Raw genomic sequence first — 16491 nt, forward strand, 5'->3', positions numbered from 1 at the left:
AAGAGATGAATACCACCCAACTTACGGCGCTGTGCCAGCGTTATCAGGCCATATTACTGGATGCAGATAATGAAGTGGTGCACATCGCCGTCGTGGATGCCCCATCCCACGAGCTGCTGGACGCACTGCATTTTGCGACTACCCGACGCATCGACATTGTTTGCTGGACGCACCAGCAAATGGAAGGCCACACGCATACGCCACGCAAAATGCTCCCGGCAGTGGTCACTAAAAGCAGCGCCAGCGCCGCAGACTTGCTGCATCAGACGTTCCAATCCGCTCTGGCACAACGGGCTTCTGATATTCATATTGAACCTGCGGAGAATCACTACCGGGTCAGGATACGTGTGGATGGCGTACTGCATGTTTTACCGGAAGTCACAACCGAGATGGGCATTGCTCTCACTGCAAGATTAAAGGTATTAGGCAGTCTGGATATTGCCGAGCACCGACTCCCGCAAGATGGGCAATTTACCGTGGAGATTTCAGGTGACCCCATTTCGTTTCGCATCGCCACGCTGCCTTGCCGATGGGGTGAAAAAGTAGTGCTACGCCTGCTTCATCAGGTTAATCAAACGCTGGAAGTCAACGCACTGGGCATGCATGAGGCACAGCTGGCTGCGTTTTCACAAGCATTACAGCAGCCACAGGGTTTGATTCTGGTCACCGGGCCGACCGGGAGCGGCAAAACGGTTACCCTGTACAGTGCGCTACAAACCCGAAACACCCCGCAGGTGAATCTTTGCAGCGTGGAAGATCCGGTAGAGATCCCGATCGGCGGTCTTAACCAGACTCAAATTCATCCCCGCGCCGGGCTTAATTTTCAGGGTGTATTACGTGCACTACTGCGCCAGGATCCCGACATTATTATGGTAGGCGAAATCCGCGACGGCGAAACAGCTGAGATTGCCCTAAAAGCCGCACAAACCGGTCATTTGGTTCTTTCGACGCTGCATACCAATTCGACCACTGAAACGCTGGTGCGCCTGCAGCAAATGGGGGTGGCACGCTGGATGATTGCCTCCGCGCTGACATTAATTGTTGCGCAGCGATTAGTCAGAAAATTATGCCCACATTGTCGGCGACGACTTGATACTCCCATAACACTCCCGGCAACACTTTGGCCCACGCCACTACCACGTTGGCAGGCACCCGGTTGCCAACACTGCTATCACGGTTTTTATGGTCGAACCGCGCTGTTTGAAGTTCTGCCCATTACGCCTGCGTTGCGGCAACGTATTGCCGATGGCTCATCGGCAGACGTTGTGGAATCAGATGCTCAGCAAGCGGGCATGAGTACTCTTTTCGAGTATGGCTGTCAGGCTGTGGAACAAGGGTTAACGACATTTGAAGAACTGATCCGCGTACTGGGCACGCCCCATGCCAACTAAACACCTCTGGCGCTGGCAAGGCATAACCCACGAAGGCCAGCCTGTAGCAGGGATGCTGTGGGCTGATACCCGACCATCGCTCCTGTTTGTGCTCGAACAACAGCAAATTACACCGGTTCGCATTAACCGGATGCGCATTAAAACCTCGCACTGGAGCAGAGCAAACAGTGCCGAAGCCATACGCCAGTTGGCGACATTGCTTAAAGCGGGATTGACGCTTTCCGCTGGGTTAACTCTGCTCGCTGAACAGCATCCCAGCAACCAGTGGCAAGCATTACTGCGCACGCTGGCTTATGACATGGAACAAGGCATTGCGCTGTCAGCCTCGCTTTCGCGGTGGCAACACGTATTTCCCCCACTGTACCAGGCAATGATCCGTACCGGAGAACTAACGGGCAAACTGGACGACTGCTGCTTTGAACTTGCCCGTCAGCAAAAAAACCAACAGCAACTGGCGGATAAAGTAAAAAAAGCACTACGCTATCCCATTATCATTCTTGCCATGGCGATAATGGTCGTGCTGGCGATGCTGCATTTTGTGTTACCTGAATTTGCCGCTATCTATCGCACGTTCAACACTCCGCTACCGGCGCTCACTCAGTGGATTATGGTCGCGGCACACTACAGCAGTCGATGGGGATGGCTGGCAGGGTTGCTCTGCCTGGTGCTGGGAACAACATACGGGTTGATAAAGCAGAAACCCTACTGGCTTATTCTGCGCCAGAAAATACTGCTGCACTTCCCCATCATCGGGCCGATGGTCAGGGGACAAAAACTCACACAGATCTTCACCGTACTGGCATTAACACAAAACGCGGGCATTCCCTTTCTGCAAGGTCTGGAAAGTGTCACCGAAACCCTTAACTGCCCTTATTGGTCACAACGTTTGGCACAGGTGCATCACGATATCAGTGCCGGGAAGCCGGTATGGCTGGCGCTTAAAAATAGCGGTGAATTTAGTCCACTTTGCTTGCAACTGGTGAGAACCGGTGAAGTTTCCGGCTCTCTGGATGCGATGTTGCAAAACCTCGCCCGACATCACAGCGAGTACACACTGTCTCAGGCCGAAAATTTGGCGTCATTACTTGAGCCAGCCTTGCTTGTCATTACGGGGTTGATTATCGGTACGCTGGTTGTGGCAATGTATTTACCGATTTTTCATCTGGGAGATGCAATGAGTGGTGTGGGATAAATTTAAATGTCGGACGGCGGCATAAACGCCTTATCAGGCCTACACTGAGCATGAGCGTAGGCCTGATAAGCTGTGCGCCATCAGGCGTTTAACAGTACGATCTGTTCTTACAGGCTATTGAAAACGCGGTTTTCTTGTTCCTGTACGCGAATAAAGGTTGTCCGTTTGGTCAGCTCTTTCAGACGGGATGCACCGACATAAGTACAGGCAGAACGCAGGCCGCCAAGGATATCACGAGCGGTGTTATCAACCGGGCCACGCAGCGGCAGCTTAACGGTTTTACCTTCAGCGGCACGATACTGAGCAACACCACCAACATGGCGCGTCATAGCAGACTCAGAGCTCATACCGTAGAACAGCATGAATTTCTCACCGTTCTCTTCAACGATTTTACCGCCGCTTTCTTCATGGCCGGCCAGCATACCGCCGAGCATCACGAAGTCCGCACCACCGCCAAACGCTTTTGCCACATCACCCGGCATTGTGCAGCCACCGTCGCTGACAATCATGCCACCCAGGCCGTGCGCTGCATCAGCACATTCAATGACGGCAGAAAGCTGCGGATAGCCAACGCCGGTTTTTACGCGGGTGGTACATACAGAACCTGGGCCAATGCCCACTTTGACAATATCAGCACCGGAAAGCACCAGTTCTTCACACATCTCGCCGGTGACCACGTTGCCAGCACAGATCGTTTTTGTCGGCCAGGCCGCACGTGCTTTCGACACAAACTGAACAAAGTGCTCTGAATAGCCATTTGCCACATCAATGCAGATAAAGTTCAGCGCTGGATTCAGTGCCAGAATCTGTTTGGTTTTTTCGAAATCAGTGTCCGACGTCCCGGTTGAAACCATCACGTGTTTCAGTACATCGGCAGAGGAGTCCGCAATGAAAGCGGCCCAGTCTTCAACAGAATAGTGTTTATGCACAGCGGTCAGGATGTCGAAGGAGGCAAGCGCCGTTGCCATGGCAAACGTCCCAACGGTGTCCATGTTCGCGGCGATAATCGGCACGCCTGACCAGGTCTGACCTGAATGTTTAAAGGTGAATTGACGTTCCAGTTCAACATCGGAACGGCTTTTGAGAGTAGAACGCTTAGGGCGGATAAGAACGTCTTTGAAACCTAACTTCAGATCTTCTTCGATACGCATGTGCGGATTCCTGGGGTTAATGGCGAAAAATCGAAACTCACAACTCCAGTGACGCTATCATACGCACTAATCAATGCCGCGCAAGACTGCGAAATTCTCTTTTTTTACGCTACAATCCCATAAATTTACCTGGCGATTAGTAGGTTAATCCTGCATCAGCTTCGCCTTCGCATGCTTAATTTTTAACTGTTTGATAATCAAACCAAAACTCCAGGATCTGCATCTATGAGGTATACGGTAGCCTTAACCGGCGGCATTGGCAGTGGTAAAAGTACCGTTGCAAATGCATTCGCTGACCTCGGAATAAACGTGATTGATGCGGATATCATTGCGCGCCAGGTGGTCGAACGCGGCATGCCTGCCCTACAGGCAATTGCAGAACATTTTGGTTCCGACGTTATTGCTGCGGATGGCTCGTTACAGCGGCGAATTTTACGCGAACGCATTTTTTCCGATCCTGATGAGAAAAAATGGCTAAATGCCTTGCTCCACCCACTTATTCAGCAGGAAACACAGCGTCAGTTTCAGCAAGCGACCTCTCCTTATCTGTTATGGGTCGTCCCCTTGTTGGTGGAAAACGCGCTGTATAAAAAAGCCGATCGCGTACTCGTGGTAGATGTTACCCCCGAAACACAGCTCAGACGCACTATGCAGCGTGATGACGTCACGCGTGAGCATGTGGAACATATTCTTGCTGCCCAGGCAACACGTGAAGCGCGCCTTGCCGTGGCAGATGATGTTATTGATAATAATGACACACCGGATGCTATCGTCTCGGATGTCGCCCGCCTGCACGCGCTCTATTTGCAATTCGCGTCGCAGTTTGTCTCACAGGAAAAACCGTAATGCACACCCAGGTCCTTTTTGAACACCCTCTCAATGAGAAGATGCGTACATGGCTGCGCATTGAGTTTCTGATCCAGCAACTCTCCATTAATTTGCCCATTGTGGATCACGCAGGCGCACTGCATTTTTTCCGCAATGTAGGAGATTTACTGGATGTATTTGAACGTGGCGAAGTCCGTACTGAACTCCTCAAAGAGCTGGAAAGACAGCAGCGAAAACTTCAGGCCTGGGTTGAAGTTCCCGGCGTCGATCAAAGCAGAATCGACTCTTTACGTCAGCAGTTAAAAAGTGCGGGCAGCATTCTGATTGCTGCCCCGCGCATCGGACAAACCCTGCGCGAAGATCGTCTGATTGGCCTCGTGCGTCAGCGTTTAAGCATTCCTGGCGGGTGCTGCAGTTTCGATCTGCCGACCCTGCATATCTGGTTACATTTACCACAATCGCATCGCGACGCGCAGGTTGAAACCTGGCTTGCCAGCCTGAATCCTCTCAACCAGGCATTGTCTCTGGTGTTGGATTTAATCCGTAACTCTGCACCGTTTCGTAAGCAAACCAGCCTGAATGGTTTTTACCAGGACAACGGCGATGATGCAGACCTACTGCGTTTACAGTTGCCGCTCGCTTCGCAGCTTTATCCGCAAATCTCGGGTCATAAGAGCCGCTTTGCCATTCGCTTTATGCCACTGGATAGCGAGAACGGTCAGGTGCCTGAGCGCCTCGATTTCGATCTGGCGTGCTGTTAAGGAGTTAAGATGTCTGAACAAACTATCGTAAACTGCCCAACCTGCGGTAAAGCTGTCGTGTGGGCAGAAGTCAGTCCGTTTCGCCCATTCTGCAGCAAGCGCTGCCAGTTAATCGATCTCGGTGAGTGGGCCGCAGAAGAGAAACGTATCCCAAGCTCAGGCGACTTGTCGGAAAGCGACGACTGGAGCGAAGAGCAGAAGTAATTCTACAAAAACGGTAGGCCGGATAAGGCTACGCCGCATCCGGCATTTTTATGCTGTTTCGCCTGATGTCGCTACGCTTATCAGGCCTACGAACGTCATTAGCCAGCAATCAGCTTTTTGATCACCGGTTCATTGGCTGGCGGGAAATCGTCTACATTCAGTGCACTCTGCGCAATCCACTGCGCCGGCTGCCCCTCTTTTCCCCATGGCTCACCTTCCCAGCTTTCAACCAGCCAGAACCACAGCGTGATATGCCTGTCCGGAAACTGATACTCCAGCGTTTCGAACAATGAGCTTTGAGTCGGCGTAATCCCAACTTCTTCCTGTAGCTCGCGAACCAGCGCCTGTTCCGGCGTTTCGTCCGCTTCTATTTTTCCGCCGGGGAACTCCAGCTTATTTGCCATGTGGGCATCAGCCGCACGCTGGGTGATAAAAATTTCATGTTGCGGATTACGAATAATTCCCACAGAGATTTGCAGTACTTTCATATTTATCGTCCATAAAAAAGGCGCAGAATTCTGCGCCTTTTCAGTAAGTTACTTTCTTAGCTCAGACGGCCATGGCACTGTTTGTATTTTTTACCTGAACCGCAAGGGCACGGATCGTTACGTCCCACTTTACGATCGCCGGTCTGTGCCGCCAGCTCTTCTGCGACAGCAGAATCATCACCTTTATGGCTCAGTTGCTGCATCTGCGCTAAACGCTCAGCATCTTCGCGACGCTGCTGCTCCATTGCTTCGACTTCTTCAGGCATACGCACCTGAACTTTGCTCAGGGTGCTGATCACTTCATATTTCAGTGACTCCAGCATAGAGGCAAACATGGAGAAGGATTCGCGTTTATATTCCTGCTTCGGATCTTTTTGCGCATAACCACGCAGGTGGATACCCTGACGCAGGTAGTCCATCGCCGCAAGGTGCTCTTTCCACAGGGAGTCGAGCGTTTGCAGCATCACACCTTTTTCGAAGTGACGCATCATCTCCGCGCCCACAACTTCCTCTTTACGCTGATAGACTTCTACAGCGTTGGCCAGAATACGTTCGCGCAGCGTCTCTTCATGCAGTTCAGGCTCTTTATCCAGCCACTCTGAAATCGGCATCTCGAGGTCGAAATCGTTTTTCAAACGTTCCTGCAGACCCGGGATATCCCACATTTCTTCCAGCGACTGCGGCGGAATATAGGCATCAATCGTTGCTTTGAAGACATCTTCACGGATGCTGTTGATGGTCTCGCTAACGTCGGACACATCCAGCAGCTCGTTACGCTGGGTGTAGATTGCGCGACGCTGGTCGTTGGCGACATCATCATATTCCAGCAATTGCTTACGAATGTCGAAGTTGCGGCTTTCCACTTTACGCTGCGCGTTAGCAATCGCTTTAGTTACCCACGGGTGTTCAATCGCTTCACCCGGCTTCATGCCCAGTTTACGCATCATGCCAGACACGCGGTCGGAGGCAAAAATACGCATCAGCGCATCTTCCATCGACAGGTAGAAACGAGAAGAACCCGCATCCCCCTGACGGCCAGAACGACCACGCAGCTGGTTATCGATACGGCGAGATTCATGACGTTCGGTACCAATGATGTGCAAACCACCGGAGGCCAACACCGCGTCGTGACGCACCTGCCAGTCAGCTTTAATCTGTGCGATTTGTTCTTCTGTCGGATTTTCCAGCTCGGCGACTTCTGCCTGCCAGCTACCACCCAGCACGATATCCGTACCTCGACCTGCCATGTTAGTGGCAATGGTCACGGCTGACGGATAGCCCGCCTGTGCGACGATTGCCGCTTCGTTAGCGTGGAACTTGGCGTTCAGCACGTTATGCTTGATACCGGCTTTGGTCAGTTCGTTAGAGACCACTTCAGATTTTTCAATGGAGATAGTACCCACCAGCACCGGCTGGCCATTTGCGGTACGCTCTTTAATATCTTCGATAATGGCCTGAATTTTTTCCGCTTCGGTCATGTACACCAGATCCGGCAAATCCTTACGGATCATCGGACGGTTGGTCGGCACAACTACGGTATCCAGTTTGTAGATAGAGCTGAATTCGAACGCTTCGGTATCTGCTGTACCGGTCATACCGGCCAGTTTTTCGTACAAGCGGAAGTAGTTCTGGAAGGTGATAGAAGCCAGCGTCTGGTTTTCGTTCTGAATTTCTACGCCTTCTTTGGCTTCAACAGCCTGGTGCAGACCGTCAGACCAGCGACGCCCCTGCATGGTACGTCCGGTGTGTTCGTCGACGATGATAACTTCGCCGTCTTTCACAATGTAGTCGACATCGCGGGTGAACAGCACATGTGCGCGCAGTGCGGCAGTCACGTGATGCATCAGCATGATGTTGCCCGGAGAGTACAACGACTCGCCTTCATCCATAATGCCTTCTTTCACCAGCAGTTCTTCAATCAGAACCAGACCACGTTCGGTAAGGTTAACCTGACGCGATTTCTCATCGACAGAGAAGTGGCCTTCGCCCTGGAACGAGTCAGAATCTTCCTTCTCCTGACGGATCAGGTTTGGAATAATTTTGTTCACTTTCTTGTACATTTCCGAGCTATCTTCAGCCGGGCCGGAAATGATCAGCGGCGTACGTGCTTCATCGATCAGGATGGAGTCGACCTCATCCACCAACGCATAATGCAGTTTACGCTGAACGCGCTCTTCCGGACTAAACGCCATGTTGTCGCGCAGGTAGTCAAAACCGTATTCGTTGTTGGTTCCGTAGGTAATATCGGCATTGTAGGCTTCACGCTTGGCCGGTGCCGGCAGACCTGACATGTTGATCCCTACGGTCATACCGAGGAACTCAAACAGTGGGCGGTTATTTTCGGCGTCACGCTGAGCCAGGTAGTCGTTCACGGTCACCACGTGTACGCCCTTCCCGCTTAATGCGTTCAGGTAGGCCGGCAACGTTGCGGTCAGGGTTTTACCTTCACCGGTACGCATTTCCGCGATGCAGCGATCGTTAAGCACCATACCGCCCAGCAGCTGCACGTCAAAGTGACGCATACCGAACACACGCTTACTGGCTTCACGGACTACCGCAAATGCTTCCGGGATCAGGCTTTCAACGCTGGCACCTTTTTCCAGACGCGCGCGGAATTCAGCAGTCTTCGCTTTCAGCTCATCATCGGAGAGTTTTTCCATCTCCGGTTCCATCGCGTTAATGACGTTGACCACTTTGCGCATACGACGCAGCGTACGCTCGTTACGGCTACCGAATACTTTGGTTAATAATTTGATTAGCATAATAAAATCTCAAACGCCCCGCGATGCGGAGTCAAAAATTATAAGTTGGAAGGTTCTTTTTTAGCTGAGGCGTTGAGGACCAGCGCGGATACCCTGCAGCTGGCTGATCCAGACCGGAACGCTAAACGCGGCCTGAGAAGTGAAATGGGCGTATGTCACGCGACTTACAGTCGCCGGTGGTCTGCCTTCCTGCGTCAGCATCGCGCTGAGCGTATTCAGTAACGCAAGATGGTGCGCCTGGATTGGCAATGGCTCATCGGCAACGGGCAACGCCTGAGGCGCCATGGCAAAAGAAAGATGGCGGATAACCGTACGAATGGCATGTTGATGCCAGTAATCGACAGTAAAATTCGGGCGACGGTTAGTGGCTTCCAGCAAAGCAAGCTGGCTAAAGTTAACCTTAGCGGATTGATCGTGGTTGCTGGCGGTCGCTTTCGCGGGCGTATTCGGTTCAGCGGCATTACCGATCGCGGGCAGGCCAAAACTTGCCGCGACCATCCCTAATAAGAGATGCGGCCAGAAGTACCGTCTGCCTAACTGTCGCCAGCGCGTCAGTATTCCACTCACGTTAGTGCCACCTGATCTACCCTGCATTTGGGGTTATAAATTCAAAACGATTTTTGCGCACAAATCTTATCATTAAAGCGCGCACTCCACAGCAGTAATGACAGCAAGCCGTGGTTAAATATGCTTAAGAAAGCAGCGATCGCGCTGTATTTTAATCTGACAGCGGGAAAAAAGTCGCATCGAAAAAGACGGTGAGCTATCGGAGGATAAAAAAAACGACTGGCTCACCTGGCCGGAGAGAGTGCCAGATTGACCAGTCGAATTTATACGACAGATATACACTTCATCCTTCAAGCTGCCTCTTTGTTGGCTGCCTTCTCTCACCCCAGTCACGTACTGGTCGTACGTTCCTGAGGATTCGCTCAGTTGCCGCCTTGATGCAACTTGAATGATTTTGTGTATAGTTATTATGCCAGTACAGTCGAAGGCGCTTTGAACGCCAGCGGCAGTTCTGCGTCGTCCTGGAAGGTCACATATTCCCAGGCTTCCTGTTTTGCCAGGACCGCCTGCAACAGTTTGTTATTCAATGCATGACCGGACTTATACGCGGTGAATGCACCAATAATGTTGTGACCACACATGAACAAGTCACCAATCGCGTCGAGCATTTTGTGACGAACGAATTCATCTTCAAAACGCAGGCCGTCTTCGTTCAGTACGCGATAATCGTCAACAACGATGGCACAATCGAAGCTGCCGCCCAGGGCCAGGCCACGGGACTGCAGATACTCGATATCACGCATGAAGCCGAAAGTACGCGCACGGCTGATCTGGCGCATGAACGCATCAGCAGAGAAGTTCATCGCATAGCGCTGCGTGCTGGCATCAATCGCCGGATGGTTAAAGTCGATGGTAAAATCCAACGAGAAACCATTAAACGGCTTGAATTCAGCCCACTTGTCGCCATCTTCGACGCGAACGGTCTCTTTGATGCGGACAAATTTCTTCGCACTGTTCAGTTCTTCAATACCTGCGTCAAGCAGCAGGTAGACGAATGGAGCAGCACTACCATCCATGATCGGGATTTCCGGGGCGTTAACTTCAATAACAATGTTATCGATACCTAAGCCCGCCAGAGCAGCATTCAGGTGCTCTACGGTTGAAATCCGCACATCATGCTCATTGACCAGACACGTACAGAGCATGGTATCACGCACAGATTTGGCATCGGCCGGGAAATCTACCGGAGGATTCAAGTCGGTGCGACGATAGATGACCCCGGTGTTGGCCGGCGCAGGGCGTAGCGTCAGCGTGACTTTTTTGCCGGTATGTAAACCGACGCCAGTCGCCTGAACGATACGTTTAAGTGTCCTTTGTTTGATCATCGTATAATCTCGCCAAATTAACTATCCAACCGAAGTGTACTATACATTCGGCGGGCCAGTTTAGCACAAAGAGCGCAGATTCCCAAATTCCAGCTAATTCTTAATCAGCTTGCTTACGCAGGAATGCAGGGATATCCAGATAATCCGGCTCTTTAGTGGTTTGCGGCGTATTGTCGTTAACCACTTTCGCTACCGGCTTCTGTTCTTGCGTCAACGGCGCCATACCGTGCTGCTGGTAACGATCCATGACCGGCTGCTGTACCTGCTTGTTGGTTACCAGAGTGATTTCAGGACGCTTGTCCATACCAATTCCAGTCGCAACAACGGTTACGCGCAGTTCGTCGTTCATATCCGGGTCCAGAGAGGTACCGATTACCACGGTCGCGTTATCCGATGCAAAGGCACGGATGGTGTTACCCACGGTTTCAAACTCATCCAGACGCAGGTCGAAGCCCGCAGTAATGTTGACCAGCACGCCGCGTGCGCCGGACAGATCGATGTCTTCCAGCAGCGGAGAAGAGATAGCCATTTCAGCCGCTTCTTCTGCACGGTCTTCACCGCTCGCCACACCAGAACCCATCATCGCGTAGCCCATTTCGGACATCACGGTGCGCACGTCGGCAAAGTCGACGTTCATCAGGCCCGGACGGGTAATCAATTCAGCGATACCCTGGACTGCGCCTTTCAGCACGTCATTCGCTGCGCCAAACGCATCCAGCAGGGAGATACCGCGACCCAGCACTTTCAGCAGTTTGTCGTTCGGGATAGTGATCAGAGAGTCCACGTGTTTGGACAGCTCGGTGATACCCTGCTCCGCGAATGCCATACGCTTCTTGCCTTCAAAGTTGAAAGGTTTGGTCACGACAGCAACGGTCAGGATACCTAAATCTTTTGCTACTTCAGCAACCACTGGCGCTGCACCGGTACCGGTACCGCCGCCCATGCCTGCTGCGATAAACACCATGTCTGCCCCGTCAAGCGCTGCACGCAGAGCTTCACGATCTTCGTCTGCCGCATTACGGCCGACTTCCGGGTTCGCACCCGCGCCCAGACCTTTGGTGATGCCGCTACCAATCTGAATGGTCTGTCCAACCGCCGTTTTACGCAACGCCTGAGCGTCGGTATTCACCGCGAAGAATTCAACACCTTCGATGCGCTCACGCACCATGTGTTCAACGGCATTACCGCCGCCGCCGCCGACGCCGATGACTTTAATCACCGCGTCATTGGTCAGTTCCATAGGTTCAAACATAGTTTCTCTCTCCGTTGTGCCTGTCGCCTGAGACCGTTAATGTGCGTCGGTCTCTTTAAAAATTAAAACTCTTTTCTCAGCCAGCTATTGAGTCGTTTAATCCACGAGCCAACTGATGCCGTTACACGTTTTTCAACTTCAGCTTCACCACTTAAATGGGATTCTTTCCCGTAGTGAAGCAGCCCCACTGCCGTTGAATAATACGGCTCTTGGGCATAATCTGTCAGACCGGTAATATTCAGCGGCGCGCCAATACGTACCTGGGTATGGAACACGCGCTGAGCGCAGGCCGCAAGACCTTCAATTTGCGCAGCACCACCGGTTAACACAATCCCCGCCGCCAGATGATGTTTCACACCTTGCTGGCGAAGCTGTTCCTGTAATTGCAAAATTTCTTCGTTGACCAGGTTAAGCAGCTCGGTATAACGCGGCTCAATGACCTCAGCCAGAGTCTGACGTTGCAGACTGCGGGGCGGACGACCACCGACGCTTGGCACTTCAACGCTCTCATCTTTGCCAACGATAGAACCCAGCGCACAACCATGACGAACTTTAATGGCTTCCGCATCGCTCGGCGGCGTACCAAAGGCATACGCGATATCGCTGGTGACCACATTCCCTGCATAAGGGATTACTTTGGTATGGCGCAACGCCCCGCCAGTATAAACGGCGATGTCCATTGTACCACCACCAATATCGACCACGCAGACACCCAGCTCACGTTCGTCTTCCGTTAACACGGAATAACTGGCTGCCAACCCGGCAAATATCAGTTGGTCAACTTTCAGGCCACAGCGTTCAACGGCTTTGACGATGTTCTTCGCCATGTCGTTGTGACAGGTAATCAGATGTACTTTTGCCTGCATACGCACGCCGGAAAGACCGACCGGATTTTTAATGCCTTCCTGGTAGTCAATGGCGTATTCCTGTGGAATAACGTGCAGTACACGATGTTCATCGCGCACCCGCACGGATTTTGCCGTATGCACAACATTTTCCACATCTTCCAGGGTCACTTCCTCTTCGGAAATGGGCACCATACCAATTTCATTCTGACAGCTAATATGTTTACCGGAAAGCGCCAGATACACTGAGGAAATCTGGCAATCTGCCATCAGTTCAGCCTGGTCAATGGCGCGCTGTACGCATTTCACCACTGACTCCAGGTCGTTCACCCCGCCTTTATCCATACCTCGCGATGGGCAACTGCCCACGCCAATGATATTGACCATACCGTCGGGCAGAACTTCCCCTACTAAAGCGGCTACCTTCGCGGTGCCAATCTCCAGTCCAACTACCAGTTTTCTGTCCGTCGCCTTGATCATTGTTGTTCTGCCTGTGCCTGATTCTGTTGCTGATTAGATTCCTCAGGAGGCAAGGGAACCCAGCCTACTGCCGCTCCTGAGTCATAACGCAAATCAACGTAGCTAATCCGTTTGCCATCGGTTTGCGCCTGCTGCTGTAAAACCGGGTAGAGTTCCACAAAGCGAGCCAAACGTTTTATCGTATCGCCCCTGCCCAGATTGAGCTTAATATCGTTATTCAGCGTCAACTGCCAGGAACGACGAGCGGTCATCGCCGCTTCCTTCAGGGTGAATCTATCCTTAGCCAGCACCTGCCCCATATCACGGAACCCTTGCAACACTTCACTCGCGCTGCCTTCTGGCCCGTACAACATAGGTAATACCTGCTTATTGGCCCGACCGGTTGGGACGCTGAACGTATTTCCTTCGGCATCCACCATATGTTGGTCATTCCAACGCGCTATCGGCACATATTCAACCAGATGAATCTTCAATTCATCAGGCCATTGCTTTCTGACGCTCGCCTGTTTGATCCAGGGGAGACGTTCAATCTGGCTCTGGATGATGTTCACATCCTGAGTCATAAAGGTTCCCGGAGCGCCCAGCGCCAGGATGGACTGCCGGATATCGTCATTGCGCGTATAATGCCGTTCGCCGGTTAACACCAGTTTTGACAATGGCAAACGCTGCGCATCTTCCATCCATCCCAACACGACCCAGCCGCTAACAAACACGGTGCACAGCACTGTCAGCAGAAACAGTATTCCTGCAAGACGCGTTCCATTATTGCGGCGTGAGGAATTGACTTCTTCTTCATCACCGTTTCGCGTGTTCAGCGCAGCCTGCGACATATCAGTCCGCCAACGCCAGAATTCGTACCACCAACTGCGAGAAGCTCAGGCCCGCCTGACGCGCCGCCATCGGCACCAGGCTGTGGCTGGTCATACCCGGAGAGGTATTGGCTTCCAGCAGATAAAACTGGTCATCGCTGTCCAGCATGACGTCAATACGGCCCCAACCTTTACAGCCCAATACAGTCCATGCTTTCAGGACTAATTCCTGCAAACGGGCCTCTTGTTCGGCTTCCAGACCTGCAGGGCAGAAATATTGTGTCTCATCAGAGAGATACTTCGCCTCATAATCATAGAAGGTTCCCGCGGGTTGGATACGTATTGACGGTAAAATTTCTTCGCCGAGTATCGCAACTGTGAATTCTGGCCCACTGAGCCATTTTTCGATCAGTACTTCTTCATCATGCTGAAAAGCCAATGCTAATGCACCCTGCAAAGCATTTTCTTCTTCAACTTTTGACATCCCTACGCTGGAGCCTTCACGGCTTGGTTTCACAATCAACGGCAAGCCTAACGCAGAAATTTTTGTAACCGATTCATTGCTAAGACCTTTTTCGAACTCAGTGCGGGTCAATGCAACCCATGGCGCAACGGGTAAACCTGCGCCCTGCCACAGCAGCTTGCTGCGCAGTTTGTCCATTGAGATAGCCGATGCCATAACGCCGCTGCCGGTATACGGCAGGCCAATTTGCTCCAGCATGCCCTGCAACGTGCCATCTTCCCCGCCACGACCGTGCAGCGCAATAAACACCTTCTGAAAACCCATTGATTTCAGAAGAGTGACATCAACCTCTTTCGGATCAACCGGATGGGCATCGACACCACCTTCACGTAACCCTGCCAGCACAGCCGCGCCAGAATTCAGCGACACTTCTCGTTCTGCGGAGGTGCCCCCTAACAGGACCGCGATTTTATCAGCCATGTTGTTCTTCCTCCGGGTTTTGCGGCTTCAGTTTGATTTCAGCTAAGGAACGCGCGATTTTGCCGATATTTCCAGCACCTTGCACCAAAATCAGATCGTTGCCGGTTAATACCGGCGCCAGCATTTCCGCTACCTGGGCCGGATCGGACACCAGAATAGGATCGATCTTACCGCGACCACGAATGGTACGGCACAGCGAGCGGCTGTCTGCCCCCGGAATCGCGGCTTCGCCCGCGGCATACACATCCAACATCAACAGCGCATCGACCTGAGTCAGCACGTTGGCAAAGTCGTCGTACAGATCGCGCGTACGCGTGAACCGATGCGGCTGGAACAGCATTACCAGATTTTTGTCCGGCCAGCCCGCGCGCGCGGCTTTGATCGTGGCATCGACTTCCGTTGGGTGATGGCCATAGTCATCGACCAGCATCGCCGTCCCGGTTTTACCGTTGACTGGCTCAAGCGGGAATTCGCCGAGGAAGTCAAAACGGCGTCCGGTGCCCTGGAAACTTTCCAGCGCGCGCAGGATCGCATCGTCTTCAATACCCTCTTCCGTTGCCACTGCCACGGCAGCCGCCGCGTTCAAGGCATTGTGACGGCCAGGCGCGTTCAACGTCACACGTAAATCGGCCATCCCCTGACGCAGCAGCGTGAAGTGCCCTTGTGGACCAATCTGCTGGTAATCTTCAACGCGCACATCGGCATCGTCGCTGAAACCATAGGTTGTGGTTTGACGCCCGACGCGCGGTAACAGCTCGCGGATCACCGGATCGTCAACGCACATCACCGCACGACCATAAAACGGCAAGTTATGCAGGAAATTAATAAACGTCTGCTTTAAATTTTCGAAGTCGCCATGGTAGGTATCCATATGGTCAGCTTCGATGTTGGTGACAATCGCCACCATCGGCTGCAAATGCAGGAACGACGCATCGCTCTCATCGGCTTCCGCAATCAAATAACGGCTATGGCCTAAGCGCGCATGTACGCCTGCCGCCTTCACCAGTCCGCCGTTGACAAAGGTCGGATCCAGTCCCGCTTCCGCGTAAATGCTGGAGACCATCGCGGTGGTTGTGGTTTTACCGTGGGTCCCGGCAATGGCGATACCGTGACGAAAACGCATTAATTCAGCCAACATTTCAGCACGACGGATCACCGGAATACGCGCTTCATGGGCCGCAACAATTTCCGGGTTATCCGCAGAAATAGCGCTGGACACCACCACCACGCTCGCATCACGCACGTTTTCCGGGCGATGATTAAAGAAAATCGTGGCGCCCAGATTCGTCAACTGCTGCGTAACCGGATTCGGCGCCAGGTCAGAACCGCTGATCTGATAACCTTCATTGGCCAAAACTTCGGCAATACCGCCCATACCAGCACCACCGATGCCGACAAAGTGGATGTGCCGAACGCGACGCATTTCGGGCACGATGGAACGCAGTTTTGCCAGTTGTTGTGTATTCATTCTTTAGCCATTAACTTCTTAGTTC

At 52.4% G+C, this 16491-nt stretch carries 15 protein-coding genes; 5 read left to right on the top strand and 10 right to left on the bottom strand.

Translation table 11 applies throughout. The features are described from left to right. Positions 1-5 precede the first annotated feature (5 nt). Together gspE and hofC are read left to right on the top strand one after the other, a co-directional pair. Positions 6-1391 (top strand): type II secretion system protein GspE, encoded by a 1386-nt coding sequence (gspE, locus tag IB196_RS18435; RefSeq protein WP_188232462.1) that lies wholly within the window; start codon positions 6-8, stop codon positions 1389-1391. Then, the gene (gene hofC, locus IB196_RS18440; protein WP_040229987.1) at positions 1381-2583 is read left to right on the top strand and encodes a protein transport protein HofC; all 1203 of its coding nucleotides are present in this window, start codon (positions 1381-1383) and stop codon (positions 2581-2583) included. Before gspE ends, hofC begins: the two co-directional genes overlap by 11 nt. Positions 2584-2690: 107 nt before the next feature. On the opposite strand, the gene IB196_RS18445 is transcribed toward hofC, so the two are convergent. Continuing rightward, positions 2691-3734, bottom strand: coding sequence for a GMP reductase (locus IB196_RS18445; protein ID WP_040229985.1), 1044 nt, complete (start codon positions 3732-3734; stop codon positions 2691-2693). Between the two features lie 225 nt (positions 3735-3959). Between IB196_RS18445 and coaE the strand changes: the two genes are divergently transcribed. The 3 genes from coaE to yacG are packed head-to-tail and all read left to right on the top strand — an operon-like array spanning position 3960 to position 5527. Beyond that, positions 3960-4580, top strand: a complete 621-nt coding sequence (gene coaE, locus IB196_RS18450) for a dephospho-CoA kinase (RefSeq protein WP_188232461.1) — start codon at positions 3960-3962, stop codon at positions 4578-4580. Continuing rightward, positions 4580-5323: a cell division protein ZapD gene (zapD, locus tag IB196_RS18455; protein WP_005124651.1), complete on the top strand. Its 744-nt coding sequence runs from the start codon at positions 4580-4582 to the stop codon at positions 5321-5323. The genes coaE and zapD overlap by 1 nt, the downstream gene beginning before the upstream one ends. 9 nt (positions 5324-5332) lie before the next feature. Further along, a complete protein-coding gene (yacG, locus tag IB196_RS18460; RefSeq protein WP_005124648.1) occupies positions 5333-5527 on the top strand; it encodes a DNA gyrase inhibitor YacG in 195 nt (64 codons plus the stop codon). 98 nt (positions 5528-5625) lie between these two features. On the opposite strand, the gene mutT is transcribed toward yacG, so the two are convergent. From mutT to murC, 9 genes are all read right to left on the bottom strand, one after another. Then, complete coding sequence (gene mutT, locus IB196_RS18465; protein ID WP_188232460.1) at positions 5626-6015, bottom strand: 8-oxo-dGTP diphosphatase MutT; 390 nt, start codon at positions 6013-6015, stop codon at positions 5626-5628. 56 nt (positions 6016-6071) lie between these two features. Continuing rightward, positions 6072-8777, bottom strand: coding sequence for a preprotein translocase subunit SecA (secA, locus tag IB196_RS18470; protein WP_149691215.1), 2706 nt, complete (start codon positions 8775-8777; stop codon positions 6072-6074). A gap of 60 nt (positions 8778-8837) precedes the next feature. After that, entirely contained in the window at positions 8838-9344 is a 507-nt protein-coding gene (gene secM / locus IB196_RS18475) for a secA translation cis-regulator SecM (RefSeq protein WP_005124640.1), read from the bottom strand. A gap of 407 nt (positions 9345-9751) precedes the next feature. Next, positions 9752-10669 carry a UDP-3-O-acyl-N-acetylglucosamine deacetylase gene (lpxC, locus tag IB196_RS18480; protein WP_003018750.1) on the bottom strand — a complete coding sequence of 306 codons (918 nt, stop codon included), beginning with the start codon at positions 10667-10669 and terminating at the stop codon, positions 9752-9754. Positions 10670-10769: 100 nt separating this feature from the next. After that, on the bottom strand, positions 10770-11921 hold the full coding sequence (ftsZ, locus tag IB196_RS18485) for a cell division protein FtsZ (protein WP_003018753.1): 1152 nt from the start codon (positions 11919-11921) through the stop codon (positions 10770-10772). 62 nt (positions 11922-11983) lie between these two features. Further along, positions 11984-13246: a cell division protein FtsA gene (gene ftsA / locus IB196_RS18490; protein ID WP_182291014.1), complete on the bottom strand. Its 1263-nt coding sequence runs from the start codon at positions 13244-13246 to the stop codon at positions 11984-11986. Then, a complete protein-coding gene (gene ftsQ, locus IB196_RS18495) occupies positions 13243-14076 on the bottom strand; it encodes a cell division protein FtsQ (protein WP_003018758.1) in 834 nt (277 codons plus the stop codon). The genes ftsA and ftsQ overlap by 4 nt, the downstream gene beginning before the upstream one ends. A 1-nt stretch (position 14077) precedes the next feature. Then, a complete protein-coding gene (locus IB196_RS18500; protein ID WP_188232459.1) occupies positions 14078-14998 on the bottom strand; it encodes a D-alanine--D-alanine ligase in 921 nt (306 codons plus the stop codon). Beyond that, the gene (gene murC / locus IB196_RS18505) at positions 14991-16466 is read right to left on the bottom strand and encodes a UDP-N-acetylmuramate--L-alanine ligase (RefSeq protein WP_005124616.1); all 1476 of its coding nucleotides are present in this window, start codon (positions 16464-16466) and stop codon (positions 14991-14993) included. The genes IB196_RS18500 and murC overlap by 8 nt, the downstream gene beginning before the upstream one ends. Between the last annotated feature and the right edge of the window lie 25 nt (positions 16467-16491).

The organism is Citrobacter sp. C6_1 (assembly GCF_014596835.2).
Taxonomy (GTDB): domain Bacteria; phylum Pseudomonadota; class Gammaproteobacteria; order Enterobacterales; family Enterobacteriaceae; genus Citrobacter; species Citrobacter pasteurii.